Origin of the sequence: Tautonia marina (assembly GCF_009177065.1) — a bacterium.
GTDB lineage: Bacteria > Planctomycetota > Planctomycetia > Isosphaerales > Isosphaeraceae > Tautonia > Tautonia marina.
On the sequence record NZ_WEZF01000022.1, the window covers coordinates 58,963 to 82,954 of the forward strand.

The following is a 23,992-nucleotide window of genomic DNA, read 5'->3' on the forward strand; positions in this document are numbered from 1 at the left end:
GAGTTCCGGATCGACGAATCGGTCGATCCGGACACCCACCCCTCCCACTGTGCGCACTCCTCAGAGGCTCTGGCATGACCCTTGCGCTTCGACTCCTCGCCTGCTTCTCGATCGTGATCCTGCTCGGCCTGCCGACGGCATCGACCTCGACCGCCCTCGCTGCCGATGACGATGCGCCGGCCGTTCTGGCCGATCCTCCCGTCCGCTGGTGGAAAGGGAATCTGCACACGCACTCCCTCTGGAGCGACGGCAACGACTTTCCCGAGATGATCGTCGATTGGTACGTCCGCAACGGCTACAACTTCCTCGCCCTCTCGGATCACAACACCCTCAGCCAGGGGGCCCGCTGGATGGACCGCGCCGAGGTCGATCGTCGATCCGGCAATCGTGGGTTCGATCGCTATGTCGAGCGCTTCGGCCGCAGTTGGGTCGAGACCCGCACGGTCGACGGGGTCGAGCAGGTTCGGCTCAAGCCCTTGACCGAATTCCGCGCCCTGTCCGAGCAAGCCGGCCGCTTCGTCTTGATCCAGGGGGAGGAAATCACCGATCGCTTCGAGCGGAAACCAATCCACATGAACGCCAGCAACCTGCTGGAATACATCCCCCCGCAGGGAGGGGACTCGGTCGTTGAGGTCATGGACAACAACCTCAAGGCCGCCGAGGAGCAGGCCAGACGACTCGGCATCCGCATCCTCACCCACCTGAACCACCCGAACTTCGGCTACGCCATCACCGCCGAGGAACTGGCAAAAGCAGTCCGTGAGCGTTTCGTCGAGGTCTACAACGGCCACCCCGGTGTCCACCATGGAGGAGACGACACCCACGCCTCGGTCGAACGCCTCTGGGACATCGCCAACACTCTTCGCATTGCCGTACTCAAGGCTCCTCCGCTGGCGGGCCTGGCCACCGACGACTCGCACAACTACTTCGGTGTCGAAGGCTCCTCCCCCGGCCGGGGCTGGGTCATGGTCCGCGCCCGGCACCTGACCCCTGAATCGATCATCGACGCCATCGAGTCGGGCGACTTCTACGCCTCCAGCGGTGTGACGCTCGACGACGTTCAGTACGACGCAGAGTCCGGCGTCCTTGAGGTGAAGATCGCTCCCGAGCCGAACGCCTCCTACACGATTGAATTCATCGGCACGCGAGACGACATCGACCCGACCGCCGAGCCGGTCCTCGACAACAACGGCAACCCGCTCGACGTGACCGGCCGCTACTCCAACGAACTCGGCGCCGTCCTGGCCACGGTCGAGGGGACCGACGCCCGCTACGAGCTGAAGGGGGACGAGCTTTACGTCCGGGCCGTCATCACCTCGAGCCTCCCGCCCGAGAACCCTTCGTTCGAAGGCCAGCACGCCCAGGCCTGGACCCAGCCGGTCGGCTGGGAGAAGTGGATCAATCAGGCCCAGCCCGCTGCGTCCGACGACTGATCGAGCCGGGCCCATCGAGTGAGGTCGGCTCACCATCCGGCCTCCTCGATCGGCCATCGCAACACAGCCCGATCCACCGCAAGACGCTCAACGGCCTCCCGAGACAGGGGGGCCGGGTGAAGTTGTCCCTCGGTCCAGAGCGCTCGGGTGACCTTCGAAGAATTCTCCGCATTCCCGAGGGGCAGCAACGACTCCGACGCATCCGGATCATCCAGACGAACGAACTGAACGTACGCCCGCTGCACGTCCGACCGAATCGTCCCTCCATCGGGACAGAGCAGGGGGGGGATCGTCTCGTCCTGGTCGGGAGCGATGGGCGGAAGCGGATCGAGCCCTCGGTGACTCGGAATCGGCCTCGCCATCAATGCACTCCGCAACCCCTCCGTCCAGGCCGTCGGATCGTCACCATAGCGCGCCGTTGCCGATTCCCAGGCGGTGACCAGCGCGTTCTCAACGAACGCCCGCTCCTCCGCTCGCAGAGGAGCCTCCGGATCGGCCTCGATCCGCGCGATCGCCTCGCGAAGCCATCGCGACAGACCCGACTCGCCCCCGCCGTACTCGCCGGCGAGTGGAGTCGCCATGATCCGGAAGAAGGTTGATAGCTCCAGCGCCACCGGCGTCCCAGGGTCGTCCCACACCGACCGCGCCCCTCGATCGAGCCAAGGCTCTAGCAGGTCGAGCGCCCGAACGGCCTCGGGAGCCAGGTCTTCACCGACTCGATCCCGCAAGTGAAGCCCCAGCCTCACCAGCGATCGTCGGGCCGGATTGACCGGATCGTCGGCAATCGCCCGCACCTGCTCGGGGGTGAACGGCCCGTCCCGCGACACAAGTTCCCGAAGCCGCCACGATCGGATCGTATCACCGAGCGATCCGGTCGAAATGCCGAGCGAAATCGGATACACGCTGTCGATCGGTCGGTGATTCGCGCTGAAGACGACGGCTGCGGCCGGGGCGATCACATGCGGGGCCAGGTCATGCGGCACGAAGCCCCGCCACTCGGTTCGAGCCGTCGAGCCGTCCAGGGCCCATGAGCCTCCCCGTTCTGCCTCGGGCGATCGCACAGGAAAGGCGCCGATCGTCCGGAAGCCGAGGGTGCCGTCTCGATCCCCGAACACGATGTTCGCCGAAGGAAAGCGCCAGTTCTTCAGAGAGTCATCAAACGCCGACGCGTCGTCCGCCCGAATCATGGCGAAGGCCGCCTGAATCGTCTCGCGATCCGGGTCGCAAAGCGGGACTCGGCGCAGGGCAACCTCACCCTCGTCCGGGTTCGCAAACGCGAACGCCGTCACGACCGGGCCGAGGTGCGTCTCGCGGACGGTCATTGAGACCGAGTCCCCCCCCTTGACAGCGATCGTCTCCTCGCGGACCTCCATCGACCGCCAATGGCCATCGACCTCGTAGGCATCGGGATGGTTGGGATCGGTCTTGAGGCGGAACAGATCCGCCTGATCGGCCCCCAGCGCGGTCAAGCCCCAGGCCACCCGATCGCTGAAGCCGATCAGAAAGGCCGGGCTACCGGGAACGCCAATCCCCCTCGCGTTGAACGTTGCGCCAGCAATGTGACATTCATAGAACAGTGGAGGATTCGCCACCACCGTCTGCGGCATGCTGACGAGGACCGTCGATCCGGTCGTCGATCGATCTCCCCCGACGGCCCAGACATGGCTGAAGCTTGGCCCCTCCGGCACACCGGGCAGAGTCTTGGCGTCCTCATCCGTCAGTTCATACCCTTGATCTCGAAGAAACGTGCGGACCCGATCGAGCCAGGCCGAATCAATCTCCTCGGCTTGAATCACCGCGGCCGAGTCGTCGGGAGCAATCAAAGCCGGATCGAACCGCCCTCGATCGCGGTTGCGGTTCCGCCAGGCAATCAGGTCTCGCGTGCCGTCGGTGGCGAAGAACTGTCCGAGATGCCACCAGGCGAGCAGGCAGTCGGCGGGGGTCCAGGCATCGGGCCTCGTCCCGTAGCGTTCAAAGAGCGGATCGAGTTCGAGCCGGTTGGCCTGCTCCGACCAGGCCGCGTTGACCCCGGCACAATAGGCCTCCAGCAAGCCCCTCGTGTCCTCATCAAGTGCCGCCACGACCCGATCCGCCGCTCGTGTCCAGCCGAACGTCCGGTTCTTGCGGTCAAGGTCGAGCGTTGATTCGCGTCGGCCGTCAAGTGGCTGATCGCCGATCGTCTCCGCCAGACGGCCCTGCATGATCCGACGGGTCAGGTGCATCTGAAAGGCTCGATCGGTGGCCGTCGCCGCACCAAGCCCGAACATCGCCCCTTCGTCTGTCTCGGCGAAGACATGAGGCACGCCCCACGGATCGCGGAGCACCTCCACCTGCTTCCCGACCGCCACCGACCCGCTCGGCCCCCCGAGGCCGACGATCAGGACGACCAGGCCCTCGATCCCCCGCATCCCCCATCGGCTCGAACACTGCCGCGCGTCGTGTTGCGTGCGCCTTGCCATGAGTGCGGCCCTTCAACACGGCAAAACCGATCGCGAGCGCAGGCCCGCAACCAAGCGTTGCCTTGCCCCTGGCTTCGGAAGTTCCAAGAAGACGTCAGACGCGCGCGGCCAGCTCCTGGTCGCTTCGCTTGCGGGCGAGGACGAAGACCGTGTGCCGATCGTTCCAGGGAGAGCCAAGCCAGGCAATCAGCTTCAAGAGCGGGAAGGTCAGGACCGTCATCGGCAGGATGGCCGAGCGGAAGACCTTGTGCTGGATCCGGGTCACGATGGTCGTTCCCAGAGTGCCGAACCGCAAGTGATCGACCGGCTCTAGGCCGCAATCCTCCATCAGACGTTCCAGTTGCTCCAGGGTGTAGCCATTGCGCACGTGCCAGCCATCCTCGGTACGAGTGACGCGCAGGTGGTCGGCATTGGCCTGGTAGTCGCGGTCGGGAGTCGTGATGTAGACCAGCCCGTCCTCGTTGAGCAGGGTTCGAATCTGCCGCATGGCGGCGCGATCGTCCCGAATATGCTCAATCACATCGAACAGCAAGACCTGATCGAACGATCCCTGCGCGTCCGGGTCGTTGGCCAGGTCGTCGAGCCGCTGCACGCGGAACTCCATCGACGCCCCCGCCTCACCCAGGAACGAGGCCATCTCCTCGCACGACTGGCGTTCCCAATCGTGAATCGTGATCCCCAGGCAGGTCGCCCCGCGTTTCACGGCTTCGTGGGCAAAGTAGGCATTGCCACACCCACAATCGAGCGTTCGTACCGGGGCCTCCGGGGTGCCTCGCTGAAGCATCGAGACCACCGCCGCCTTGTCCCGACTCACCCAGTTGATGCCGGGCCAGAGCCAGTATTTCAACGTCAGCCGCAACCGGGTCGCCAGGCTCATGGTGCTGCGGCTCGATTCAGAGGACGAGCCCAGAGCGTGGTGAGATGCGGTATCGATGCCGGTCATGGTGTCGACTCCTTCAACATCGTCGGTCCGTCCGTGGCGCCGAGTCATCGTGATGAGGCGAAACCTATCAGATCATCTCAGACTCGACAAGGGAAACTGTACGCCCCCCCCCAGGCAATTCTCACCAGTCCTTCTCCCCTAGCTCATGGAGACCAATTCCGCGCCTTCAGACCCCCATTGCGATCTTCCCCGCGGCTTCGAAATATCCTTGTGATCCAAAATCCCAGTTTCTTTGACTTGAAGGACGAGGGAAGCGAAATCCCCCCGCCGTTCACCCGACAAACTCGGCCCGACCGCTTCGACCTGAGCGCCGATCATCTTATGGCCTGATTCGATCTTGACTTTGGTAATATCACGCTCTATAGATCAAATCAGCATGATCGGCGAATGTCCGCCGACCGCCATTCTCTTTCTCTCCCGGTGAGGCCCTGATCTAGCGATGGCGACGACCAAGAAAGGTGTTCCCGCCAAGGCCACCAAGGCTCCGGCCAAGACGACCAAGGCGACCGCACGGACCAGCGCATCGAAGAACACAACCGCCACCCCATCTGCGGCCGCTCCGAAAAGCTCTCCCGCGAAGCCGGCCGCCAAGAAGGCCGCTCCGGTCAAGCTGACCGACAATCAGGTCAAGTTCCTCCAGACCATTCAGGCCGCGGGTGAAACCGGCTACGAACCCAAGAACAAGAACGAGCAGCGCAGCATCGACGCGCTCCTCACCCGCAAGCTCCTCAAGCGAGGTTCCAAGAACAAGGAAACCGGCAATTCTCGCTACCTCCTGACCAAGGCCGGCGCGGCGCACCTGCCGACCTCCTGAATCGCCTCAGGTCAGTCTGCGCCGCGTCATGTTGAGACGACCACCCACAATCGTCCCTCCCCCAGGGTGGGGGGCGGACGACTCGGGTGGTTGTTTCGTTTCGCAATGGTGGCGGCTCAAACATCAATCGTCGGTTCGACCATTCCGCGCCGTTGCAGCCACTGGGCGGCCAGCGAGCAAAGCGTTGCCCAGATCAAGCCGAGCGTCCAGCCCGCCAGCACATCGGTCGGGTAGTGGACCCCCAGGTAGACCCGGCTCACGCCGACCAGCATCGTGATGAGCAACGCCACGCCAATGATAAACACCTTCAACCGCCGCCGGCTCACCATCTGCGTCATCACGGCCCCGATCGTCAGATAGGTCACGGCTGCCAGAAGCGAATGCCCACTGGGAAAGCTCGCCGAAGCCGCGTGCATCAGATGCGGCACGACCTCCGGCCGAGGCCGATCGTAATACGCCTTCAATCCGCTACTGATCAACTGCCCACCCACGGTTGCCACCAGCACCAGAACCGCCGCGTGCCCCTTCTGGTCCATCACCAGGAACGCCACGGCCGAGACCGTCACCAGGGTAATCACCGCCACCCCGCCCAGCGCCGTCAGGTCTCGGATCAGTTCCTCGATCTCCGGCCCTCCGATCGCATCTGCCGGATCGTCCGCAGTCCGAAACATCCGCACAACGGCCTGGTCAAACCGGTCCGATTCTCCCTCGACCACCTCATCAGCCAGAGAGAGAAACAACCAGCCTCCCCCCACCACCACCAGAATTGACAGGAAGACCAATCGGTCGATCCCCTCTCCCAACTGCCAGGCTCGACGGATCAGTTCTCGCACGGATTCCCGCTCCTCACTGGTTTATCGCTCATTCCAGATCACCGTCGCCGTGACCCAGAATTGACTGAAGCTCGGTGTCCCGATTCTCTCCTGGCAACTTCTGCGCCGAGACGCTCGGCGGTTGACGAGTCGGCGCTCCGCTCCCCACGATGGAACGACGAGGCCCCCTCTCGACCGCACGATTGCTGAGCCGATCATGAACACCCCTGACGCTCCCGTCCAGCCACCACGATCCGATTCCACGCTCCGGGCCGTTCTCAGTCTGACCGGATTCTTGGTCGTCTGCTTCGCGGCCGCGGGGCTCGGCGGGGCATTCACCAGTCAAGGACTCGGCCCCTGGTACGACTCCCTGAACAAACCCCGCTGGACCCCTCCCGCGTTCCTCTTCGGCCCCGTCTGGACCGCGCTTTACGCAGGCATGGCGGTTGCCGCCTGGCTCGTTTGGCGACGGGTCGGATGGTCCGGTGGTCGCGTCGCGCTGGGACTGTTCGCGGTCCAACTGGCACTCAACGTCGCCTGGTCGGGCCTGTTCTTCGGCATGCGACGCCCCGATCTGGCCGCCATCGAGATCGTCATCCTCTGGGTGGCCATCCTTGCCACCCTGATCGTCTTCCTCCGCATCAGTCGACCGGCGGGGGTGTTGATGCTCCCGTACCTGCTCTGGGTCACCTTTGCCTCGGCCCTGAACCTGGCGATCTGGCAACTGAACACGTCGTGACCCCGACCGCCCCGACCGCCGCCTCACCGTTTGGGAATCGCTCATGATGACTCCAGCCGTGCTTGCCCTGTGCCTCACCTTCGGACTCGGCCTCGACGACGAGCCGAATCCACCGTCCTCCCCCCCGACGAGCAGCGGGATCATCTCCGGTCGCGTCACCTACACCGGCCCCTTGCCCCCCGCGGTCCTCAACCCCGAGGCCGCCACGCGACGCTCGCCGGTCGAGGTCGATCCCGAGACGAAGGGCTTATTCGAGGCCGCCGTCTGGATCGAAGGCGCCTCGATCGACGACCGACCCTGCCCCCTCGATCCCGACGAACCCGCCGAGGCCGAGCCGCTCTTCGTCGATCAGGTCAACTTCGAGTTCCTTCCTCATGTCCTCACGGTCGAGGCCGGCCGTCCAGTCGTCTTCCTCAACAACGACGTGGCGAATCACGGCGTCACCGCGTCGGGCTCGACCGTCGCAAACCGCTTCAACGTCACCACGCCTCCCGGCGGTCAATACGTCCATCGCTTCCAATCAGCCCGGCAGCCGGTGCCGATCGGGTGCCCGGTCCACGTGGCCATGTCGGCCTGGGTCTTCGTCTTCGACCACCCGTTTCACACCGTGACCGACGACCAAGGGAAGTTCCGCCTCGCCCATCTTCCCCCCGGACGTCACACCCTGTTCGTCCATCACCCCGACGGCGGCTTCCGCAAGCGCATCGAGGTCGAGGTTCGCGACGGCGAGACGACCGAGCTGACGATTCCCTTCGTGGCCGAGGACCTTCGCCCCCCCTCGCGCCGACCGTGATCGGGCACGATTGAACCGCCCCCCGCAAGCTCCTCCCGCCCGACCAATCACCCTCGACACAATCCTTGATCCGTCGTATCGTCCCCCGGCGAGGCTCGGATCGATGCCCGAGACGTGATGCTCACGGAGGAGGATGTCCATGACGAGGATCGCTCGATCCCTCACCGCGCTTGCCCTGACCACGATGGCTCTGGTCGCCCCGCTCGTCCCCTCGGTCAGAGCCCTCGACGAACCCGTCGTCGAATCCCCTCGACCCGTCGAGCCGACCCCCATCGACATCGCGCAGCCAGGCCCCGGAAACACCCTGGCCGACCAGATCCGGGCCTTCCGCGCCTCGAAATTTCGAGAAATCGACCAGGCAGTTTTCGAACTCCGCGAGCTGATCGCCGAACGCTCGCAGCAACTCGCCCGGCTTGAAACCGACCTCCGCGAGGCCCAGCAGGAACTCCAAGCGCTCGAACGTCTCGCGGCCCTCCGATCACTCGATGCGTCCGAATCGTTCGCTCCCGATGCGGTGATCGATCCGGTTTCGGCTCCGCTTCCCGAACCGGCTCCGGTGGTTCCTTCCGATGCCATCCCTTTGCCGGGCACCTTCGATGTCGTGGTGCCAACCTCAGCCTCAGCCGACGAGCCGGGCTGGCAAGGGGTTGTCCGGATCGTGAGTGCCAACGGCGGGCGGCTCGATCTGCTTCATGAAAGTGCCGATGGCTCCGGCATGGTCCAGGCCGGTGCCTTGCAGGCCGACGTGATTGAGATCCGAGTTCGATCGGAACAGGAGGCCCGCATCATCGCCCAGGCGCTCAAGGCCGACAATAACACGGTCGTCTCCTGGCCCAATCTCCGCATCCTTGCCGATCCCATCACCGTCCCCGAGCCGATCGAGCAGCTCGAATCCACGATTCAGCGGCTGGCCGACGCCGTCGATCGGCTCGAATCGCGCGCGACCCCGTCACCGGAGCGAACGGCCCCCGCGCCGGTCATCGTCGTCAAGCCTCCCGACGAGATCCCTCCCGCCCCGTCGATCCCCGATTGACGACGCCGGCCAATCCCCGTCATCCCCCTTCACCCCAACACCTCGTCCGGTGGCCCATCGAGCCAGCCGGCCTCGATCACGCCCCAGAGGCCGATCAAGATCGCCTCGGCCGCGTCGTGCCGCAGCGAGGTCGGCCGCGCCGCCCCCGACCACTCAATCACCCGCCGGGCGATCGCGTCGGCCTCCCGCTTCGGACGATGCCGATCGCCAAAGGCGTCGAGCGTCTCTCGCCAGACCTCGGCCCCGATCACCCGCACGATGATCCCCCGACGCTCTGCCTCACGTCTCCAAACCTCGGCGATCGGGCCCCCGCCTTCCAGCACCACCCGATCGAGTGCGCCGATCGAGCCGAACAGCCCGTACACCCCTCGCTTGAGCGTCGATCGGTTAGCGAAGTGCTGCGACCGATACCAGATGAGCCGCCCCTCCCGACCAAACAGAGCCAGGCCGGTTCGCAAACCGGTATCGACGGCCAGCAACGCCATCGGCTCGTTACTCCGGGTCGCGGTGGACCGTTTCGGGCGAAAAGGCGGGCAAACAGACGGCGATGTATTCCGCTCCCTCCTCGCCCGGCGTGCTGTAGCGAATCCACTCTCCCTTGCGCGTGTAAACCGCCTGCCCGGCATGCACGTCGAGCGTCCCGTCGTGATGATCGACCCGGATCATCCCGCGCAGCACGATCGTATACTCGTCGAACTCCGGTACCTGGCCCGGCTCGACCCATCCGCTCGGGCTTCTCATGTGCGCGATGCTCACCCCGTCGGTCCCGCTGTTGACGCGACCGACGTATTCATCAATGAGCTTTGGCTGATTTCCGGCGGCTTCGACGCGCGTTGGCGCGGGAATGTGCATTGGCATGATGGAATATCACTCACTCCGCCGAGGGGGATCGCCGGCTTCGCCTTCAGATCTGAGACAGATTGGCTCCGAGCAATCCGACCTTGATTCCATTCTCCTTCAAGATCCGAGTCGCCTTGCCGTTGACCATCAGCAGGATGAACAATCCGATCAAGGGAAGTAACGCCCCAATCCCCAGCACAATCCCCAGCGCCGTGCTGTAGACCTTCATCGCCAGCAGGAAGATGAACACCATCGAGGCCAGCGCGATCCCCAACAGCATCAACAGCAACACGATCCCCAGCTCCGGCGGCACCAGGAACTGACCGATCACGATTCCAAAATAGAGCAGGATGCAAACAAGGATCCCCTTCTGATACGTCGCCACTTTCTTCAGATCCTCCCGACTCCCACTCCGTACTCCCACAGCCTCGACCGATCGTCCGCTCGTCTGGGGAGCCTCATAGGGATTGTCACTCATCGGAACCTCTGCTTCAGGGAGGGAACATGTACGGCATTCGCATCGCCCATCAACGCGATCGCCCAATGATTGCCGATTGGTCGATCTCTGAAAAGAGGTCAGCGACCTTCACCACCCGCCCCGTCCAATCACGGCGACGAGTGCCACCGCCTCGGCACCGGGGCATCGAAGCGCCCCGTCGGCGCCGGGAACCGCACGCCGACCTTCCAGAGCATGTCCGGCTGATGCTTCGCCAGCAGGTACTTCATCACCACTTCATCCGACGGCGGCATCCCCGGGTCCTTGAACACCACGCAGAGCCTCGCCTCGCCGCTGTAGGTATCCGCCTTCCAGACCTCGATCAACGCATGTGACTTCCTCGAAATCCGGTAGATGCGCGGCCCATTGCGGATCGTGATCCGATCGTCCCGGCAGAACTCCTCGAACTCGCGAGGCTCAACCACATCCTTCACCAGTTGCGCCGCCACCAGCTCCGGCACCCCCTGGGCAAAGGCAGCGGCATCGAGCGTCATCGGCTCGTCGTCTCGGGTCGGTTCGGGAGTGCTGCTCCCATCAATCACCCGAAAGACCTCATGCTCGACCAGCTTCGCATACCCCGCCCTCAAGGCCGGATTGGCGATTACCAGCCTCGGGAACGAACCCGCCACTCGCACCACTTCGTGCGCGAACGCTTCGACCTCTCGATGTAACTTCGCCATCCAGAACGCGACATTCTTGTCCCGGTCGCTGCTCGAATAACGGAAGACGTGCGGCCCGACGTCCGGCACCGTCACCTCGACTTCCGCCCCCTCCTTCTCCACCGCATGCAAGACCGCCGCGTACGACGCCTCCCCCCTCACAAATCGCTCAGCCGCCTCCTCCTGATTCCCCCCCTTGATCCGCACCGTCCGGTACGACGGCCTTGCCTTCAAGACCACCTCGCGCGCAAGCCGATCCGCCTGGCTCCGCTCGTCGGCGGCCTCGATCTCCCATCGCAGGTATCCGGTTCGGATCATGGCGTCAGGACCGGCTCTCTGCTGGCGGCCATTCGTCTCATGGAGACGCTGGGCCGTCCAGCATCCGTCGAAGATGATTCAAGACATCGCGGCCGAGGACACCCACATCCCGATCGGGGCCGATGGCCCGGTCATCCCCCCTGGATCGCCGGCACGAGTAGGATCTCCGGCGCCGAGGCGTCGAACGCTCGGATTGGGGTCGTCTTGCCGGGCCCATCGAGGCGGAAGGCCATCCGGCCGGGGGTGAAGTGCTCGGCGAAGGCTCGCTCGGCATCGCTGATGCTGTCGGGTTGAGCAACGTCCCATTCGGCGAGGCAGAGGTCGCCGTGGCCGGTCTTGAGCAGGCGAAGCTTCGACATGGCAGGCACGCTCCGTCGGTGCAAAGGCTCAATCTGAGTGAAGGGGAGTCGCCTTGACGCCGAAGTTCGGGCCGACGCTCCCCTGATCGATTCCGGAGTCCGATCCGATCGTGCCTATTGTACCGGTCGTCTCACCGACCGGCCAGTCTCGAACACCGTCCCGCGCCGCCGCTCCCCTCCAGGCACCCCCTCGGGTACGCTCCCTTGGCGTCCTGGGCCGGTCGGAGCCTCGGAACGATCCACGACGTCACGACGCGTTTTCGAATTCCTCCCGGATTTTGTGACTGAACCCTCCCTCGGCCACGATCTTTTCAAGAGAGGGGCCGATCGGTCGGATCTGCTTCCTCTTCCTCGATTTCCCTGGCGAGTCCCCCGTGCCGATCCTCCCGCCCTCCTCCCTCAACCGCCCCTTAACCACCTCCCGTCCCCCCAGCGCGCCCCCTCGCGTTCAACCTTCCCGTTTCGCTTACGCCGTCTCAACCTGGGACTGGCCCCGCAACCACCTTCGTTCAGAATTCCTCTCCCCGACGAAACGAACCCATTTCGCTCCGCACACCCCGACGAAACGAACCCATTCCTTTGACCACAAACCCCAATTTCATAGGAGCTTTCATCTGATCACGACCAGGGGATCGGCCGGCCACGGTTGATCGGCAAGGGGCGGCCGAGGGGGTCGTGGAGTTCAATTGTCGGGTCGATGCCGAGGGCCTCAAGGATCGTCGCCCCCAGGTCGGCGGGGGTAAACGATTCGGTCGTCGGAAACGAGGCGAGCCGGTCGCTCGAGCCGAGGACCTGGCCCCGACCAACCCCCGCGCCGAAGGCAAGCGAACTGAAGACGGCCGGCCAGTGGTCGCGACCGTCGGGCTTGGCGCCGGCCCCCCCTTTGATCGGCTGGCCGATCCGAGGGGTCCGGCCAAACTCTCCGGTCACGATCACCAGAACCTCGTCGCTCAGGCCCCTCGCATCCAGATCCTCGGCCAGGGCCGAGACGGCGCGATCGAACGGCGGGCAGAGGATTTCGCGATGACGTTCAAAATTCTTCTCATGCGTATCCCAGACGTTCGACTCTCCCAGGTTCACCTGCACCAAAGGGACCCCGGCCTCGACCAGGCGACGCCCGAGCAGCAACCCCTGGCCCATCAACGTCCGGCCATAGCGGTCTCGAAGGCGAGGGTCTTCCCGCTCCAGGTCGAACGCCTCGCGGCACGTCGGCGACGTCACGATGGCGATCGCCTGGCGGCGGAACTCGTCCATCGGAGTCGAGTCTGCCAGCCGATCCCATCCTCGGCGAGCCTCGTCGACCGTCTCCAGCAGCGATCGGCGCCGATCGAGGCGATCGACCGAGAGTCCTTCGGGAAGCTCCAGTGTCTCGGGACCGAACCCGGCCTCGGTCGGGTCGCCGAGGATATGCCAGGGGTCGAACCTCGGGCCGAGGAACCCGGCATTCTGTCCGGGGAAGACCGCCCCTTCAAACGTCAGGTTGGTCGGCAGGATGACCGCATGCGGCAGGCCCTCCGGCGCCGACCGGGTCGCGGCAAGCACCGCGCCCAGATGCGGCTGATCTTTCCGAGAGGCCGCCACGCCGGTCCCGGGCGGAACCTCGTCCACTCCGCCGAGCAGGCGATGCACGGCCAGTTCATGCACAGGGCTGGTCGTCCGCATCGACCGGACCAGGGTCATCCGATCGACCACCTCCGCGATCCTCGGCAGGTGTTCACCGAACCGGACGCCCGGAATCGCCGTGGCGATCGTGTCAAACTCCCCTCGGATTTCTCGCGGTGCGTCGGGCTTCGGGTCGAATGTCTCCAGGTGGCTCGGGCCACCGGGACAGAAGGCGAGGATCACCCCTCGGATCGGCCGAACCGACGTCGAAGCCGACGGCCTCGCCAGCGCCTGAGCCCGGAACACGTCCGAGAGGTTCAGGCCAAGCCACGACAGCGCCCCGGCACGCAGGACGTCCCGACGCGAAACCGTTCGGAATCCCATCGGCAGGGGCCTCATCATGGACGATCGCCCGGTGTTGAGGAGAGTCGAGAACCGCTCGCCGCCGGATCGCGGCCAGGAATCGACGCGATCTCCGACGTCTGGGTATCTTCACCATCGTATCGACCGTTACACTCCGATCCAAGATCCCTTCCGGCTCCGATCTTCGGGCGACGCCGCCCGATATCAACTGGCAAGTGCGGGGGCACCGACCCATGCAGCATCATTCTCGTGTCTTCGTTGATGTGGACACTCAGCGCGACTTTCTCGATCACGATGGTTCCCTGTTCATCCGGGGTTCCGAGGCGATCCGGCCCAACCTGGCCCGCCTGACGGCCTTTGCCCGCGATCATGGCATCCCCATCATTGCCACCGCATGCGCTCACGAACTGGATGAACCCGACCCCGAACCGTTTCCCCCTCACTGTCTCGTCGGCACGCCGGGGGCCGATCGCGTCGACGAAACCCGATGGCCGAACAGCCTGATGATCGGCCCCGACGACCACTTCGAGCCGCCAAAGTCCGTCCCCGAACATCTGACGCTTCAAAAGCGTCGTTATGAGGTCTTCTCGCACCCCGAGGCCGACCGCGTCATCGCCTGGTACGGCCGAAACGAGCCGACCTTCGTCGTCTACGGCGTGGCGACCGATTATTGCGTCGCCTGCGCGGTTCGGGGTCTTCGAGACCGTGGCTATCGCGTCGCCGTCGTGACCGACGCCATCGAAGCCGTTGATCCGTCGGCCTCCGAAACCGTCCTGGCCGAGTTCGACCGCCTGGGAGTCGAACGCACCACCACGGATGCCATCTGCGGAAGCGCTTGAGGAGTCGAGGTTCACGCCACCGAGCCTCCCGCGAGCCGACATCCTTCCGCGCCTGGCAATCCGAAGCGTACAATATCGAATGCGTTGTTCGGGACGAGCCCGACCCGGCCTCCAGATGCCCGCCAACGCCGAGATTCATCATGCGACCGGACAAGTACAAGCGACGCCAGCAAGCTCCTCGGGCCGACGACCGGCTTCGCCAGCAAATCGCCCAGGAAGCGGCTCGACGGCTCTATCCCAAGCTTGCCCCCGAGTCCGGTTCCGGACCGCTCGGTCAGGCGAGCGAGGCGGACTACTCAACCGCCAAGCGTCAGGCTGCTGCCGTGCTCGGCCGTCGGATTCGCCCCGGCGACCTGCCGACGGACCACGAGGTCCGCGAGGCTGTCATCACCCTGGTCCGCGACCGGGCCGAGGCCGAGGCCGCCGGCGCGGCCCCTCTCGTCCCCGAGCCGGAACCCGACGCCGAGCCCCCCCGACTGGCCGACCACCTCGATCGCTTCGCCCTCTACAAGTTGCGGCTCGATCCCCTGGAAACGGTCAAGCAAAGCGCACGTTCTCACCCCGAAGGCGACGCGCTGTACCATAGCCTTCAGGTCTTCGAACTGGCCCGAGCCGAGCGGCCGTTCGACGAGGAATTTTTGCTCGCCGCCCTGCTGCACGACGTCGGCAAGGCCATTGATTTGAGTGATCACGTCACCGCCGGACTGGAGGCGCTCGACGGCGCGATTCCCGAGCGGACCCGATGGCTCATTGCCCACCACCGCGACGCTCGAGCCGCCATCGACGCGGCCCCCGGTGGTCGAGCCCGCCGCGTCCCCGGCATCGAAACAGACGACCAGAGCCTCGAAGACCTGCTCTTGCTCGGTCGGCTCGACCGCGAAGGCCGAGTCCCCGGCGCTCCGGTTCCGACCATCGAGGAAGCGCTCACGTACCTGAAAGGGCTCGAAGACGAAGCCTATCTCGACGGCTGAGGCCCCCTCGATTCTCCCTCGTCCCTGAATCAAGTTCCTGACCACGCACAACCCGTCGTCCCGGACGGGCCGGTTGCCTCGCCCCGTCCCTACCCCGCTCGACAGCCCCCGGGCGAGACCGATGGCCCAGGGCCGTCGTCTTCCCAAGGATCGTCTCGATGCACGACAAACCCACCCTCTTTTTCGACGTCGGCGGCGTGTTGCTGACCAACGGCTTCGACACGAGCAGCCGCAAGCTTGCCGCTCAGCGGTTCGGCATCGACTACCAGGAGTTCCAAACCCGTCACGAGATGTCGAAGACCGCCATCGAGACGGGTCGGATCACCCTCGATACCTACCTGCGCCGCACCGTCTTTTACCGCCCCCGAACCTTCTCGATCGACGAGTTCCAGGAGTTCATGTACAGCCAGTCGCAGCCGATCGACGATGCCCTCGAATGGGTTCGCACACTGGCCAGGCGCGACTCGTGCCACCTGTTTACCCTGAACAACGAATCGAGAGAACTGCACGAATATCGCGTGCGAACGTTTCGGCTCCATGAGATTTTCCGAGGATTTCTCACCTCGTGCTATCTCGGCCTGGCCAAGCCGGACGACGCGATTTACTCGGCGGCGCTCGGGATCGCCGGTTGCTCGAAGACGCGAGCCCTGTTCATCGACGACCGCCCCTTGAACGTCGAGGCGGCCCTCGCCGCCGGATTCCAGGCGGTGCTCTATACCGGCGTCGATCCGCTCCGTGAGTTCCTCAAGGAACACGGTCTCGAGTCGTGAAGCCCAGGCTCGGCGCCAGGGTTCCGCGCAGGCCGAACCATGCGACCGGATGATTCAAAAGGAATCAGACAACCTAGCGAGTTGAACCGACCATGATCCCACGATTTACCGATGGACGATGCGTCGATACAGACTCAAGACTCGGCCCAGGCGGGCCGAATAGGGGAAGACCTGAGGCCGAGGAGCTTTAAGCGATCGGGCGACGAAGGTTCGGGGGGCGGTCATTTCGATCAGACCCTCCGCGCCATGGACCCGGCCGAATCCGCTGGCCTTCATGCCTCCGGCCGGGGCCGAGGCGAGGGCAAAGAAGCTCGTGGCCTCGTTCACCCCGATGACCCCCGCATCGAGCCGAGCAGCCAGCGCCCGAGCCCGTCGCCGGTCAAGCCCCCAGACACTCGCCGACAGGCCGAATCGGCTGGCGTTCACCGCCTCGGCGGCGGCCTGGTCGTCGGTCACCTCACGAACGATCACCACCGGGCCGAAGATCCCTTCGAGTGCGCGTTCGGCCGCTTCGTTGCCCCGATCCGCCAGCAAAACCGTCGGACGATAGAACGACCCCGGCCCGTCGATCGGCTCGCCTCCCGCCAGCAATCGGGCACCGGCCGCGAGGGCCGCCTGAACCTGGGAATGGACGGCGTCGCGTGCCCGATCGGAGATCAACGGGCCAAGGTCCACGTCGGATCGGCTCGGGTCGCCCAATCGGAGCGCATCGGCCTGCCTGGCAAAGGCCTCGGCCCAGGACTCGGCCGGGCGATCGACGAGGAACACCCGCTTGACCGACATGCACGCCTGACCGGCGCCAAGGAAGGCCGACCACCGCAGCGCGGCGATGGTGCGATCGTCAGGGGCATCGGGCAAGACCACCGCCGCATCAAACCCGGACAGCTCCACGACTGCCGGTATTCCCTTCGCACCGAGCGCCTCCAGCACCCGTCGGCCGTTCTGAAGCCCTCCGGTAAAGATGAGCTTCGCCACGTTCGCATCGACGAGCGCCGAGCCGACCTCCGGTCCTCCCTGGACGATCGAGACAAGCCCCTCGGGCAGGCCGGCCGCGTCGATCGTCTCCTGAAGCAGGGCCCCACAATGGCAGGACAGCTCGGACGGCTTCCAGACCACGGCGTTCCCTGCGGCGATCGCATGAGCAATTACCGGCGCATTCAGCAAGATCGGGTAGTTCCAGGCGCCGATGACGCCGATCACCCCCAGCGGCCGACGCTCGATCCGAGCCGGGGGCATCAGGAGCCACCGTTGCCAGCGGGGGGACTCGGTCCGAGGGGCTAGCACCCGGCCGGCGGTCTGGATCGTCCAGCGCAGCGCGTCGAGACTCGGGATCACCTCGGCGGCCATCGCCTCGCCGATCGGTTTGCCGATCTCCGCACAGACGGCCTCGGCCAGCGCATCCCCCCTCCGACTGAGTTCCCGGTGCCATCGTCGCAACGCCTCTCGGCGTTCCGACCACGGTCGATCGGCCCAGGATCGCTGGGCGTTCGCCGCCCGATCGACCCGCTGGGCCACCTGATCGGGAGCCGTGCCGGCGATCCGGGCCAGTTCGGCTCCGGTCGCTGGGTTCCGAGCGATCAGCGGGTCTGCAACGGAGGTCGTCATGGTCGGGCCTCCCGTCCGGGAAATTGTTCGGCATTGATCTTGCGGCACATGAAATCAAGCGACACGAAAACAGAGACCACCGCGGATGAAAGGAATGGTCCGATGACCGCGTTAAGGGGTGTGAGGAGGGTGATCGCGGCTCCGTTTTACCTGACGATTCCCCCGGTTGTGAGCGCAGTGTTTGCGGTCGTTTCGGCCGTTGCGATCGGGATGGTTGACTGGGAACTGCTCCGCGACGTGACCACGTCGGCCGCATGGTTGACGCTCGCCGCCGAGACCTGGGTGGTGCTCGTGGGAGGTGCCTCGGCGGGGCTGATTACCGGGTCGATCGCCTTGCAATCGGCCCGTCCCACGATCGACCTGGATCAAGGAGCATCCTGGCTGGGCCGGGCCTCTCGGGCGATGGTCGCGGGAACCATCGGGGGCATACTGACAACCCTGGTCATGTTCATTCTTCGAACGTCCGTGGGTCCCTGGGCAGCCGGGCTGCTGGTGGTGGTGCTGGTGATTGCGGGCATTCTGTGGGCCCTGGTCGCCATTTTCCGGATCCCGGCGGAACTGCTGAATCAATCCACCGGCGAGCGGACCGACGACGCGCCGATCTCCGGAGTCAGGGCGTAACGGGGGCCGGAACGATCAGGGAGCCGTCTCCGAGGGGCCGGCGACTCCCTCCGGGGTGCGATCGGTCGGAGAGGCGAGCGGTTCGCCGTACGAGGTTCCCCGCCAGGTCACCCGGCCCGTGACGCACATCCAGAGCGACCGGGCGATGATCACATCGGAGACGATCCCGGCCAGTGAGTAGTACATGGCATAACCGGCCGTCTTCGGTGAGTTGAGCCGGTACATTCGATAAAGGACCGATTGCTTGAGCACCTGATGCACTAGGCTCAGGCCCAGCAACCACCAGGCGAACGGGCCGGTCTGACCGAGGGCGAGCATCACGAGCGAGGCGATCAGGGCCACGTCACCCGTCTGGCTGAAGATCAAGGGTTCGAGGATCTTGCCGATCAGGGGGAGCGGCTTGCGGTCGTGAGCATCGTACAGGATGCGGCTCCAACCTCGGATCAAGGTGGAGAGCGATGTATACATTCGTGTGGAGCTGATCTCAGGAGCAACCGCCGTTTTGACTGATCGGCCCAGGGCCTTGACCCGACGGGCCAGGGCGATGTCCTCAACGAACCGATCACGGACGGCCTCATGCCCTCCGGCCGCCTCGTAGGCGGATCGCTCAATCAGGAGGAACTGGCCGTTGGCGAAGGCGAGCTTCTTGCGGTCGTTGTTGGCGGTGAACGTCGGATAGGTCCGCATCAGGACGATCCCGGCGAGGGGAGTCACGACCTTCTCCCAGAACGATTCGCAGCGCATCTCGGGCAGCAAGCTGGCGAGCGACGCGTTCTGGGTTCGGGCGTATTCCATGACGATCGAGAGGCACTCGGGATGGTGCCGGGTGTCGGCGTCGAGGAACCAGAGCCACTGCCCTTCGGTCTGCGGAACGGCCAGGTGCAAGGCGTGGGTCTTGCCCGTCCAGCCGGGGGGAATGTCGTCGGAGATGGTCAGGACCCGGACCCGAGGGTCGGCCTTGGCGGCCCGATGGGCAATCTCAGGGGTGGCGTCGGCACTGCGGTCATCGACCACAAGGATATCCAGATGGGGATAGGTTTGGGCCCGAACCGAGTCGAGGCACTCGGGGAGGGCCTCTTCCTCGTCCTTCGCGGGAATGATGGCCGTGACCCTCGGAGGGTCGTCCCCTCCATACCGAGGGGAACGCAGGTCGAGCACATCAAGCCATCGGAAGAAGAGCGTGATGACCACATGCCGGATCGGCCAGGCGGCCACAATTGCGGCGTAGATCCAGAGGACGGTCTGCTCGGTGGAGGTCAGGTTCATGAGTGAGACGGGCTCGAAGTCCGGGACGGGTCCGTGTCCTCGGCGTCCTCGGGGGATTCCGGAAGACGGGAAGGCATGGGTCGATCAAAACCAAGGATCTCGTCGAGGCGAGGCAACGCCAGCAACCCCAGCACCAGGGCCACTGCCCAGAAGGGACCGACGGCCGAAAGCCTGGGACGCACCGCCCAGGCATAGGCGAATCCGACCGGTAAGGCCAGGAGGCCCAGCACCGCGCTGCCGACGTGCGACCAGAAGAACCAGCGATGCCGATGCTTGGGGTTCTCCAGGACCGGCCGGGCCGTTCCGATAAGTCGGAGGGCCGAGCCCAGGAACATCAGGATCAGCAAGCAAAGATGAGACAGGCGGTAGGCCTCGTCGGGAGCGACCAGGGTGATGCCCGGCCCTCTCAGGCGCAGAAGCAGTCCGCTGGCGGCAATCATGAGACCGTCCAGGAGCAGGACACTCATCACGGCCGATCGGGTCTGATCCAGACAGGAGGCCGACGCGGGGTCGAGTTGAGGACTGCGGGTCATTCGGGCACCTCGACGCTCGGATCGTCGAGCAAGCGTCGTCGCAAGTTCAAGACAAGCTCCACCTGGCCGATGGGCTGACCGGTGGCCGCGGCGATCCGATCGGCCGAAGCCCCGTGATCGGCCATCCCCCAGATTCGGGCGAAGCGACGGGCCAGGTCGTTTGAAACCAAGGAGTTCCGCGCGGCCTCCGCCTGCGAGCCGACCACCCGGCCCGGCCCGGTAAGGTCGGGGACGCTGATCAAGGTCGGACGGGCGATTGGCGTCTCCGGCTGAGGTTCCCGGTCCCGATGTCGGGCAGCCGGCAGGGGAGATCGAGCCGGCCAATCGACCCGAACAGAAGGAGCGCGATGGGCCTCGTCGCGCGAAGGGTCCGGGCTCGATGATGACACGGCCTGTTCGATCCGTTCGATCGCAGCGGAGAGGGCGGCCAATCGTTCCCCGACCGAATCACGCGGAGGATCGGCCTGAAGGACCATCCGCCGACGCATCCAGAACGCCCCGCCCACCGCCCCGACCATCACCAGCGGAACCGCCTGAAGCAGCAGCAACACCATAACCTGTGCGAGTGTGAACATAAAGAGGCCCCGGAACCCATGATCGGCTCAGTGGTCATGGTGGTGATCGTGGCCGTGGTCGTGACTATGGCCGTGGCCGTGGTCGTGACTGTGCCCGTGGCCGGGATGCGGTTGGGCGGGAGCGTCGGGCAAGGGGGCAGGCTCGACGGGAACAGCTCCGGAGGAGGCGTGGGCTTCGTGGGCCATCCGGTAGACGTCTCGAAGCGGCACCGCCTGTTCGGCGGCGAGCCGAGCGCAGTCGTCATATTCGGGGCTGAAGGTCGGGGGTCGGTCACCGAGCCAGCCGAGCTTCCCTCGAACCGGGCCGAGGGGGGTTTCGACCACTGCCGCCCGGCGTCGGAGCTTGTGACGGCTGACCGGGTAGCGGCGGACGCCAAGCGTGGTCGTTTCCCGGAAGATGATCGCTTCCAGCTCGGGGAGGCTCGCCTCGGTCCCCAGCACCGAAAGCATCACGCCGGGCCGATTTTTCTTCATGTAGATGGGAGTAACGAAGGCATCGAGCGCACCGGCTTCCATGAGCTTGCCGGTTGTGTAGCCGACCAGTTCGCCGGGGAGGTCGTCGAGGTTCGTCTCCAGGACCCAGACCCGGTCGGAGTCGGGTGACTCGGCTACGGTGCCGACGAAGAGACGGACCATGTTGGCCTGACCGGGGAGGTCTTTCGTCCCCGCGCCGTGGCCGATCGTTTCGACAGTCATGGCGGGCAGGGGGCCGAAGCGTTCGCAGATGGTCGAGACAATGGCGGCGCCAGTCGGCGTGGTCAATTCCATCTCGACCGGCGAATCGGCGAGAGGGACGCCTCGGAGGAGCTCGGCTGTGGCGGGGGCGGGCAGGGGCATGCGCCCGTGGGCCGCAACAACCGATCCGCGGCCGGGAGGAATGGCACTGGCCTGGAACCGTTCGACTCCCAGCAGGTCGAGCCCGACGGCGGCTCCGACAATATCAACGATCGAATCGACCGCACCAACCTCGTGAAAGTGGACGGTGTTGACCGGAATTCCGTGAGAATTGGCCTCGGCGTCACCGAGACGGGCGAAAATGCGCTTGGCCAGCTCGGACTGGCGGGCAGGAAGCTCGGCCCGGTCGATCATCGCCTCGATCTCGGGCAGGTGGCGGTGAGCGTGCTCCTCGGGAGCGACAACCCGCGCGTAGGTCGCTCGGAAACCACAGCGACGGACGGTCTCGAACGTAAGGTCGAACTCCAGGCCGAGCTTTCGGACGGCGCCGAGGATCGCCTGCGGGTCGACCCCCGCATCGACGAGGGCGCCGAGGGTCATATCACCCGAGATCCCGCTAAAACAATCGAAGTAGGCAATGCGCACCGTGACTCACACCTTTCTTGCCCAGTCGGGGCGACCGTCGATTGTAGCCGAGCCCTCCGACTGAGCAAGGCCGGATCAACCCTTTGGATCGCTGCACCGGCGGCCTCCACCGGCCCCGTTTCCGTTTCCACCTCGTGGGTGAGGCACGATTCTATAGCTGGGTCCGCTTTTCGGGGCGGGTCGTTCCGCTTCGAACCCGACCACTCGGAGAACCCGGGATGAGGTCGGGAGGTTCATGAGCAACCCAACGCGTCGGATCACACAACACTTTATTTTCCCGAGAACCGCATCGCTCACCGCAATGAGGGAGAAGCTCGCGCTCGGATCAAACGACTACGACTTTCACAAACGGCCCAGTATTGGCCACACATTGGTTGACCAATCAGACCAGCAACGCCTCCAATCACGTGGGCGTTCACGAAAGTTTCAAAAAGTTTCAAAAAAGTTCTTGAAATCAGCACAGGCCAGATGCATTCTGTCGCTACCTCTCTTCAACGAATCACCGTCCTTCAATTCCTCTCCACGCAGGGACTCCCCACCGCCCAACGGTTTTTGATCATGCCCACATTTTTCATCCCATGTGGGCCGCTCAAGACGATGGGTTCACGACCTTTGAGGGTTACATGATGATCTCGAACATCGCTCGAACCCGCCGTGCGTTCACGCTGATCGAATTGCTCGTGGTGATTGCCATTATCGGCGTGCTCATCGCGCTCTTGCTTCCCGCAGTCCAATCAGCACGGGAGGCAGCCCGTCGGGCCCAGTGCACGAACAATTTGAAGCAAGTTGGACTGGCGATGATGAACTACGAATCGAGCAATGGGGCCTTGCCTCCTGCAAAAATTCGATCGGGCTCGTGCACAAGTGCTTACGTCACGGGTAACACGGCAGGATCGATTCTGAACACGACGGCCTTTTCCATGATTCTCGGGTACATGGAACAGACCAGCGTGTACAACGCTTACAACTTCTCTCAAGCGTCTTCGAACAGTTCCTGGCAAACGGCCGGAGCGGCCGGGATTGCTGGAAGTGCCTTTGTCAATACGACCTCGGTCGGTTCACTGATTTCGTCGTACGTTTGCCCCTCCGACCAGGCACCGCCGGCCGAAAATTTCGATGTCAACGGGTTTGGCCCGTACAGCATGCAGAATGCTCGCCGGAGCAATTACGGCACCGCCACCGCGGAGTACACCGACTACAACTGCGTCACCCCGTCCACCCCGAACCTGCCGACCAACCGGGGCATGTACTTCAACGACGCCTCGACCCGATTGCAGGATGTGCGGGACGGGCTGAGCAACACGGTGATGATCGGCGAGAAGTCCTCGAACACCATGAACTGGTGTGCCAGCTTCTTCTACTTCGGCCCCTACTGGGGTTCCGGCACGCACAGCTCGACCCACCTGATCGTCTGGCCGCCGACCTCGGCGTTGGCTCCGAAGTCGACCCCGAACGCTCCCTGGGGCAACCAGGACGGCACGCTCGCGTGCGAGCGCAACAAGCGAGGCTCCTATGCCTGGGTCATGTCGAGCGAACACCCCGGTGGTGTGAACGTCTGCATGGGTGACGGGAGCGTTCGATTCGTCAAGGACACGATCAATCCCTTCACCTGGCACTCGTTGCAAACGATCCGAGGTGGAGAGGTGATCAGTGCCGACGCCTATTGATTTCCTTGAGCGTTCAGGATCACACTATCTGGACCTTGTCGCATGACTTCCGACGACCCCCGACCCTTCGAACAGATTAGGGTTGGGGGTTGTGAGGTCACTCGCCTCGGAACCTGTCCGATGGGGGATGGCCGCCCTCGGTCGTCCCCCATCGGAGGACTG

24 protein-coding genes are annotated in these 23,992 nt (G+C 64.7%); 10 read left to right on the forward strand and 14 right to left on the reverse strand.

The window, feature by feature from the left end:
- Positions 1-74 precede the first annotated feature (74 nt).
- Complete coding sequence (locus GA615_RS22300) at positions 75-1,433, forward strand: PHP domain-containing protein (protein WP_152053541.1); 1,359 nt, start codon at positions 75-77, stop codon at positions 1,431-1,433.
- A gap of 29 nt (positions 1,434-1,462) precedes the next feature.
- On the opposite strand, the gene GA615_RS22305 is transcribed toward GA615_RS22300, so the two are convergent.
- Both GA615_RS22305 and GA615_RS22310 read right to left on the reverse strand, forming a co-directional pair.
- Positions 1,463-3,841, reverse strand: coding sequence for a penicillin acylase family protein (locus tag GA615_RS22305; protein ID WP_161602488.1), 2,379 nt, complete (start codon positions 3,839-3,841; stop codon positions 1,463-1,465).
- Positions 3,842-3,986: 145 nt separating this feature from the next.
- On the reverse strand, positions 3,987-4,835 hold the full coding sequence (locus tag GA615_RS22310; RefSeq protein ID WP_161602489.1) for a class I SAM-dependent methyltransferase: 849 nt from the start codon (positions 4,833-4,835) through the stop codon (positions 3,987-3,989).
- 439 nt (positions 4,836-5,274) lie between these two features.
- On the opposite strand from GA615_RS22310, the gene GA615_RS22315 reads away from it, so the two are divergent.
- The gene (locus GA615_RS22315; RefSeq protein ID WP_152053544.1) at positions 5,275-5,649 is read left to right on the forward strand and encodes a hypothetical protein; all 375 of its coding nucleotides are present in this window, start codon (positions 5,275-5,277) and stop codon (positions 5,647-5,649) included.
- A gap of 116 nt (positions 5,650-5,765) precedes the next feature.
- Here the strand turns inward: GA615_RS22315 and GA615_RS22320 are convergent, their stop codons facing one another.
- Entirely contained in the window at positions 5,766-6,482 is a 717-nt protein-coding gene (locus tag GA615_RS22320) for a phosphatase PAP2 family protein (protein WP_152053545.1), read from the reverse strand.
- 196 nt (positions 6,483-6,678) lie between these two features.
- On the opposite strand from GA615_RS22320, the gene GA615_RS22325 reads away from it, so the two are divergent.
- The 3 genes from GA615_RS22325 to GA615_RS22335 all read left to right on the forward strand — a co-directional run bounded on the left by GA615_RS22325 (position 6,679) and on the right by GA615_RS22335 (position 9,026).
- Positions 6,679-7,200, forward strand: a complete 522-nt coding sequence (locus tag GA615_RS22325; RefSeq protein ID WP_152053546.1) for a TspO/MBR family protein — start codon at positions 6,679-6,681, stop codon at positions 7,198-7,200.
- Between the two features lie 43 nt (positions 7,201-7,243).
- Positions 7,244-7,993, forward strand: coding sequence for a carboxypeptidase regulatory-like domain-containing protein (locus tag GA615_RS22330; RefSeq protein ID WP_152053547.1), 750 nt, complete (start codon positions 7,244-7,246; stop codon positions 7,991-7,993).
- Positions 7,994-8,132: 139 nt separating this feature from the next.
- Positions 8,133-9,026, forward strand: coding sequence for a hypothetical protein (locus GA615_RS22335; protein ID WP_152053548.1), 894 nt, complete (start codon positions 8,133-8,135; stop codon positions 9,024-9,026).
- A gap of 29 nt (positions 9,027-9,055) precedes the next feature.
- Here GA615_RS22335 and GA615_RS22340 read toward each other — a convergent pair whose 3' ends face one another.
- From GA615_RS22340 to GA615_RS22365, 6 genes are all read right to left on the reverse strand, one after another.
- Positions 9,056-9,511: a hypothetical protein gene (locus GA615_RS22340; RefSeq protein WP_152053549.1), complete on the reverse strand. Its 456-nt coding sequence runs from the start codon at positions 9,509-9,511 to the stop codon at positions 9,056-9,058.
- 7 nt (positions 9,512-9,518) lie between these two features.
- Complete coding sequence (locus GA615_RS22345) at positions 9,519-9,884, reverse strand: cupin domain-containing protein (RefSeq protein WP_152053550.1); 366 nt, start codon at positions 9,882-9,884, stop codon at positions 9,519-9,521.
- A 46-nt stretch (positions 9,885-9,930) separates the two neighbouring features.
- Positions 9,931-10,344 carry a hypothetical protein gene (locus GA615_RS22350; protein WP_152053551.1) on the reverse strand — a complete coding sequence of 138 codons (414 nt, stop codon included), beginning with the start codon at positions 10,342-10,344 and terminating at the stop codon, positions 9,931-9,933.
- Positions 10,345-10,472: 128 nt separating this feature from the next.
- On the reverse strand, positions 10,473-11,339 hold the full coding sequence (locus GA615_RS22355) for a hypothetical protein (RefSeq protein ID WP_152053552.1): 867 nt from the start codon (positions 11,337-11,339) through the stop codon (positions 10,473-10,475).
- 131 nt (positions 11,340-11,470) lie between these two features.
- Positions 11,471-11,698, reverse strand: a complete 228-nt coding sequence (locus GA615_RS22360; protein ID WP_152053553.1) for a hypothetical protein — start codon at positions 11,696-11,698, stop codon at positions 11,471-11,473.
- A 618-nt stretch (positions 11,699-12,316) separates the two neighbouring features.
- A complete protein-coding gene (locus tag GA615_RS22365; RefSeq protein ID WP_161602490.1) occupies positions 12,317-13,684 on the reverse strand; it encodes a DUF1501 domain-containing protein in 1,368 nt (455 codons plus the stop codon).
- 212 nt (positions 13,685-13,896) lie between these two features.
- On the opposite strand from GA615_RS22365, the gene GA615_RS22370 reads away from it, so the two are divergent.
- From GA615_RS22370 to GA615_RS22380, 3 genes are all read left to right on the forward strand, one after another.
- Positions 13,897-14,502: a cysteine hydrolase family protein gene (locus GA615_RS22370; protein WP_152053555.1), complete on the forward strand. Its 606-nt coding sequence runs from the start codon at positions 13,897-13,899 to the stop codon at positions 14,500-14,502.
- A 140-nt stretch (positions 14,503-14,642) separates the two neighbouring features.
- Positions 14,643-15,473 (forward strand): HD domain-containing protein, encoded by an 831-nt coding sequence (locus GA615_RS22375; protein WP_152053556.1) that lies wholly within the window; start codon positions 14,643-14,645, stop codon positions 15,471-15,473.
- 158 nt (positions 15,474-15,631) lie between these two features.
- Positions 15,632-16,243, forward strand: coding sequence for an HAD family hydrolase (locus GA615_RS22380; protein WP_152053557.1), 612 nt, complete (start codon positions 15,632-15,634; stop codon positions 16,241-16,243).
- Positions 16,244-16,348: 105 nt separating this feature from the next.
- On the opposite strand, the gene GA615_RS22385 is transcribed toward GA615_RS22380, so the two are convergent.
- On the reverse strand, positions 16,349-17,848 hold the full coding sequence (locus tag GA615_RS22385; protein WP_152053558.1) for an aldehyde dehydrogenase family protein: 1,500 nt from the start codon (positions 17,846-17,848) through the stop codon (positions 16,349-16,351).
- A gap of 102 nt (positions 17,849-17,950) precedes the next feature.
- Here GA615_RS22385 and GA615_RS22390 point away from each other — a divergent pair, with 102 nt between their 5' ends.
- Positions 17,951-18,469 (forward strand): hypothetical protein, encoded by a 519-nt coding sequence (locus GA615_RS22390; protein ID WP_152053559.1) that lies wholly within the window; start codon positions 17,951-17,953, stop codon positions 18,467-18,469.
- A gap of 15 nt (positions 18,470-18,484) precedes the next feature.
- Here the strand turns inward: GA615_RS22390 and GA615_RS22395 are convergent, their stop codons facing one another.
- The 4 genes from GA615_RS22395 to larC are packed head-to-tail and all read right to left on the reverse strand — an operon-like array spanning position 18,485 to position 22,163.
- Complete coding sequence (locus tag GA615_RS22395; RefSeq protein ID WP_235905616.1) at positions 18,485-19,735, reverse strand: glycosyltransferase; 1,251 nt, start codon at positions 19,733-19,735, stop codon at positions 18,485-18,487.
- Entirely contained in the window at positions 19,732-20,268 is a 537-nt protein-coding gene (locus GA615_RS22400; protein WP_152053560.1) for a hypothetical protein, read from the reverse strand. Before GA615_RS22400 ends, GA615_RS22395 begins: the two co-directional genes overlap by 4 nt.
- The gene (locus GA615_RS22405) at positions 20,265-20,843 is read right to left on the reverse strand and encodes a hypothetical protein (RefSeq protein WP_152053561.1); all 579 of its coding nucleotides are present in this window, start codon (positions 20,841-20,843) and stop codon (positions 20,265-20,267) included. The genes GA615_RS22400 and GA615_RS22405 overlap by 4 nt, the downstream gene beginning before the upstream one ends.
- A 27-nt stretch (positions 20,844-20,870) precedes the next feature.
- Entirely contained in the window at positions 20,871-22,163 is a 1,293-nt protein-coding gene (larC, locus tag GA615_RS22410; protein ID WP_152053562.1) for a nickel pincer cofactor biosynthesis protein LarC, read from the reverse strand.
- 623 nt (positions 22,164-22,786) lie between these two features.
- On the opposite strand from larC, the gene GA615_RS22415 reads away from it, so the two are divergent.
- Positions 22,787-23,830 carry a DUF1559 domain-containing protein gene (locus GA615_RS22415; RefSeq protein WP_235905619.1) on the forward strand — a complete coding sequence of 348 codons (1,044 nt, stop codon included), beginning with the start codon at positions 22,787-22,789 and terminating at the stop codon, positions 23,828-23,830.
- The last annotated feature ends 162 nt before the right edge of the window (positions 23,831-23,992 follow it).

Excerpts from the sequence above, each read along its gene's own strand:
- GA615_RS22300 (WP_152053541.1), top strand. The coding sequence starts at position 75 with ATGACCCTTGCGCTTCGACTCCTCGCCTGCTTCTCGATCGTGATCCTG.
- GA615_RS22305 (WP_161602488.1), bottom strand. The coding sequence starts at position 3,841 with ATGCGGGGGATCGAGGGCCTGGTCGTCCTGATCGTCGGCCTCGGGGGG.
- GA615_RS22310 (WP_161602489.1), bottom strand. The coding sequence starts at position 4,835 with ATGACCGGCATCGATACCGCATCTCACCACGCTCTGGGCTCGTCCTCT.
- GA615_RS22315 (WP_152053544.1), top strand. The coding sequence starts at position 5,275 with ATGGCGACGACCAAGAAAGGTGTTCCCGCCAAGGCCACCAAGGCTCCG.
- GA615_RS22325 (WP_152053546.1), top strand. The coding sequence starts at position 6,679 with ATGAACACCCCTGACGCTCCCGTCCAGCCACCACGATCCGATTCCACG.
- GA615_RS22330 (WP_152053547.1), top strand. The coding sequence starts at position 7,244 with ATGATGACTCCAGCCGTGCTTGCCCTGTGCCTCACCTTCGGACTCGGC.
- GA615_RS22335 (WP_152053548.1), top strand. The coding sequence starts at position 8,133 with ATGACGAGGATCGCTCGATCCCTCACCGCGCTTGCCCTGACCACGATG.
- GA615_RS22340 (WP_152053549.1), bottom strand. The coding sequence starts at position 9,511 with ATGGCGTTGCTGGCCGTCGATACCGGTTTGCGAACCGGCCTGGCTCTG.
- GA615_RS22345 (WP_152053550.1), bottom strand. The coding sequence starts at position 9,884 with ATGCCAATGCACATTCCCGCGCCAACGCGCGTCGAAGCCGCCGGAAAT.
- GA615_RS22350 (WP_152053551.1), bottom strand. The coding sequence starts at position 10,344 with ATGAGTGACAATCCCTATGAGGCTCCCCAGACGAGCGGACGATCGGTC.
- GA615_RS22355 (WP_152053552.1), bottom strand. The coding sequence starts at position 11,339 with ATGATCCGAACCGGATACCTGCGATGGGAGATCGAGGCCGCCGACGAG.
- GA615_RS22360 (WP_152053553.1), bottom strand. The coding sequence starts at position 11,698 with ATGTCGAAGCTTCGCCTGCTCAAGACCGGCCACGGCGACCTCTGCCTC.
- GA615_RS22365 (WP_161602490.1), bottom strand. The coding sequence starts at position 13,684 with ATGGGATTCCGAACGGTTTCGCGTCGGGACGTCCTGCGTGCCGGGGCG.
- GA615_RS22370 (WP_152053555.1), top strand. The coding sequence starts at position 13,897 with ATGCAGCATCATTCTCGTGTCTTCGTTGATGTGGACACTCAGCGCGAC.
- GA615_RS22375 (WP_152053556.1), top strand. The coding sequence starts at position 14,643 with ATGCGACCGGACAAGTACAAGCGACGCCAGCAAGCTCCTCGGGCCGAC.
- GA615_RS22380 (WP_152053557.1), top strand. The coding sequence starts at position 15,632 with ATGCACGACAAACCCACCCTCTTTTTCGACGTCGGCGGCGTGTTGCTG.
- GA615_RS22385 (WP_152053558.1), bottom strand. The coding sequence starts at position 17,848 with ATGACGACCTCCGTTGCAGACCCGCTGATCGCTCGGAACCCAGCGACC.
- GA615_RS22390 (WP_152053559.1), top strand. The coding sequence starts at position 17,951 with ATGACCGCGTTAAGGGGTGTGAGGAGGGTGATCGCGGCTCCGTTTTAC.
- GA615_RS22395 (WP_235905616.1), bottom strand. The coding sequence starts at position 19,735 with ATGAACCTGACCTCCACCGAGCAGACCGTCCTCTGGATCTACGCCGCA.
- GA615_RS22400 (WP_152053560.1), bottom strand. The coding sequence starts at position 20,268 with ATGACCCGCAGTCCTCAACTCGACCCCGCGTCGGCCTCCTGTCTGGAT.
- GA615_RS22405 (WP_152053561.1), bottom strand. The coding sequence starts at position 20,843 with ATGTTCACACTCGCACAGGTTATGGTGTTGCTGCTGCTTCAGGCGGTT.
- GA615_RS22415 (WP_235905619.1), top strand. The coding sequence starts at position 22,787 with ATGATGATCTCGAACATCGCTCGAACCCGCCGTGCGTTCACGCTGATC.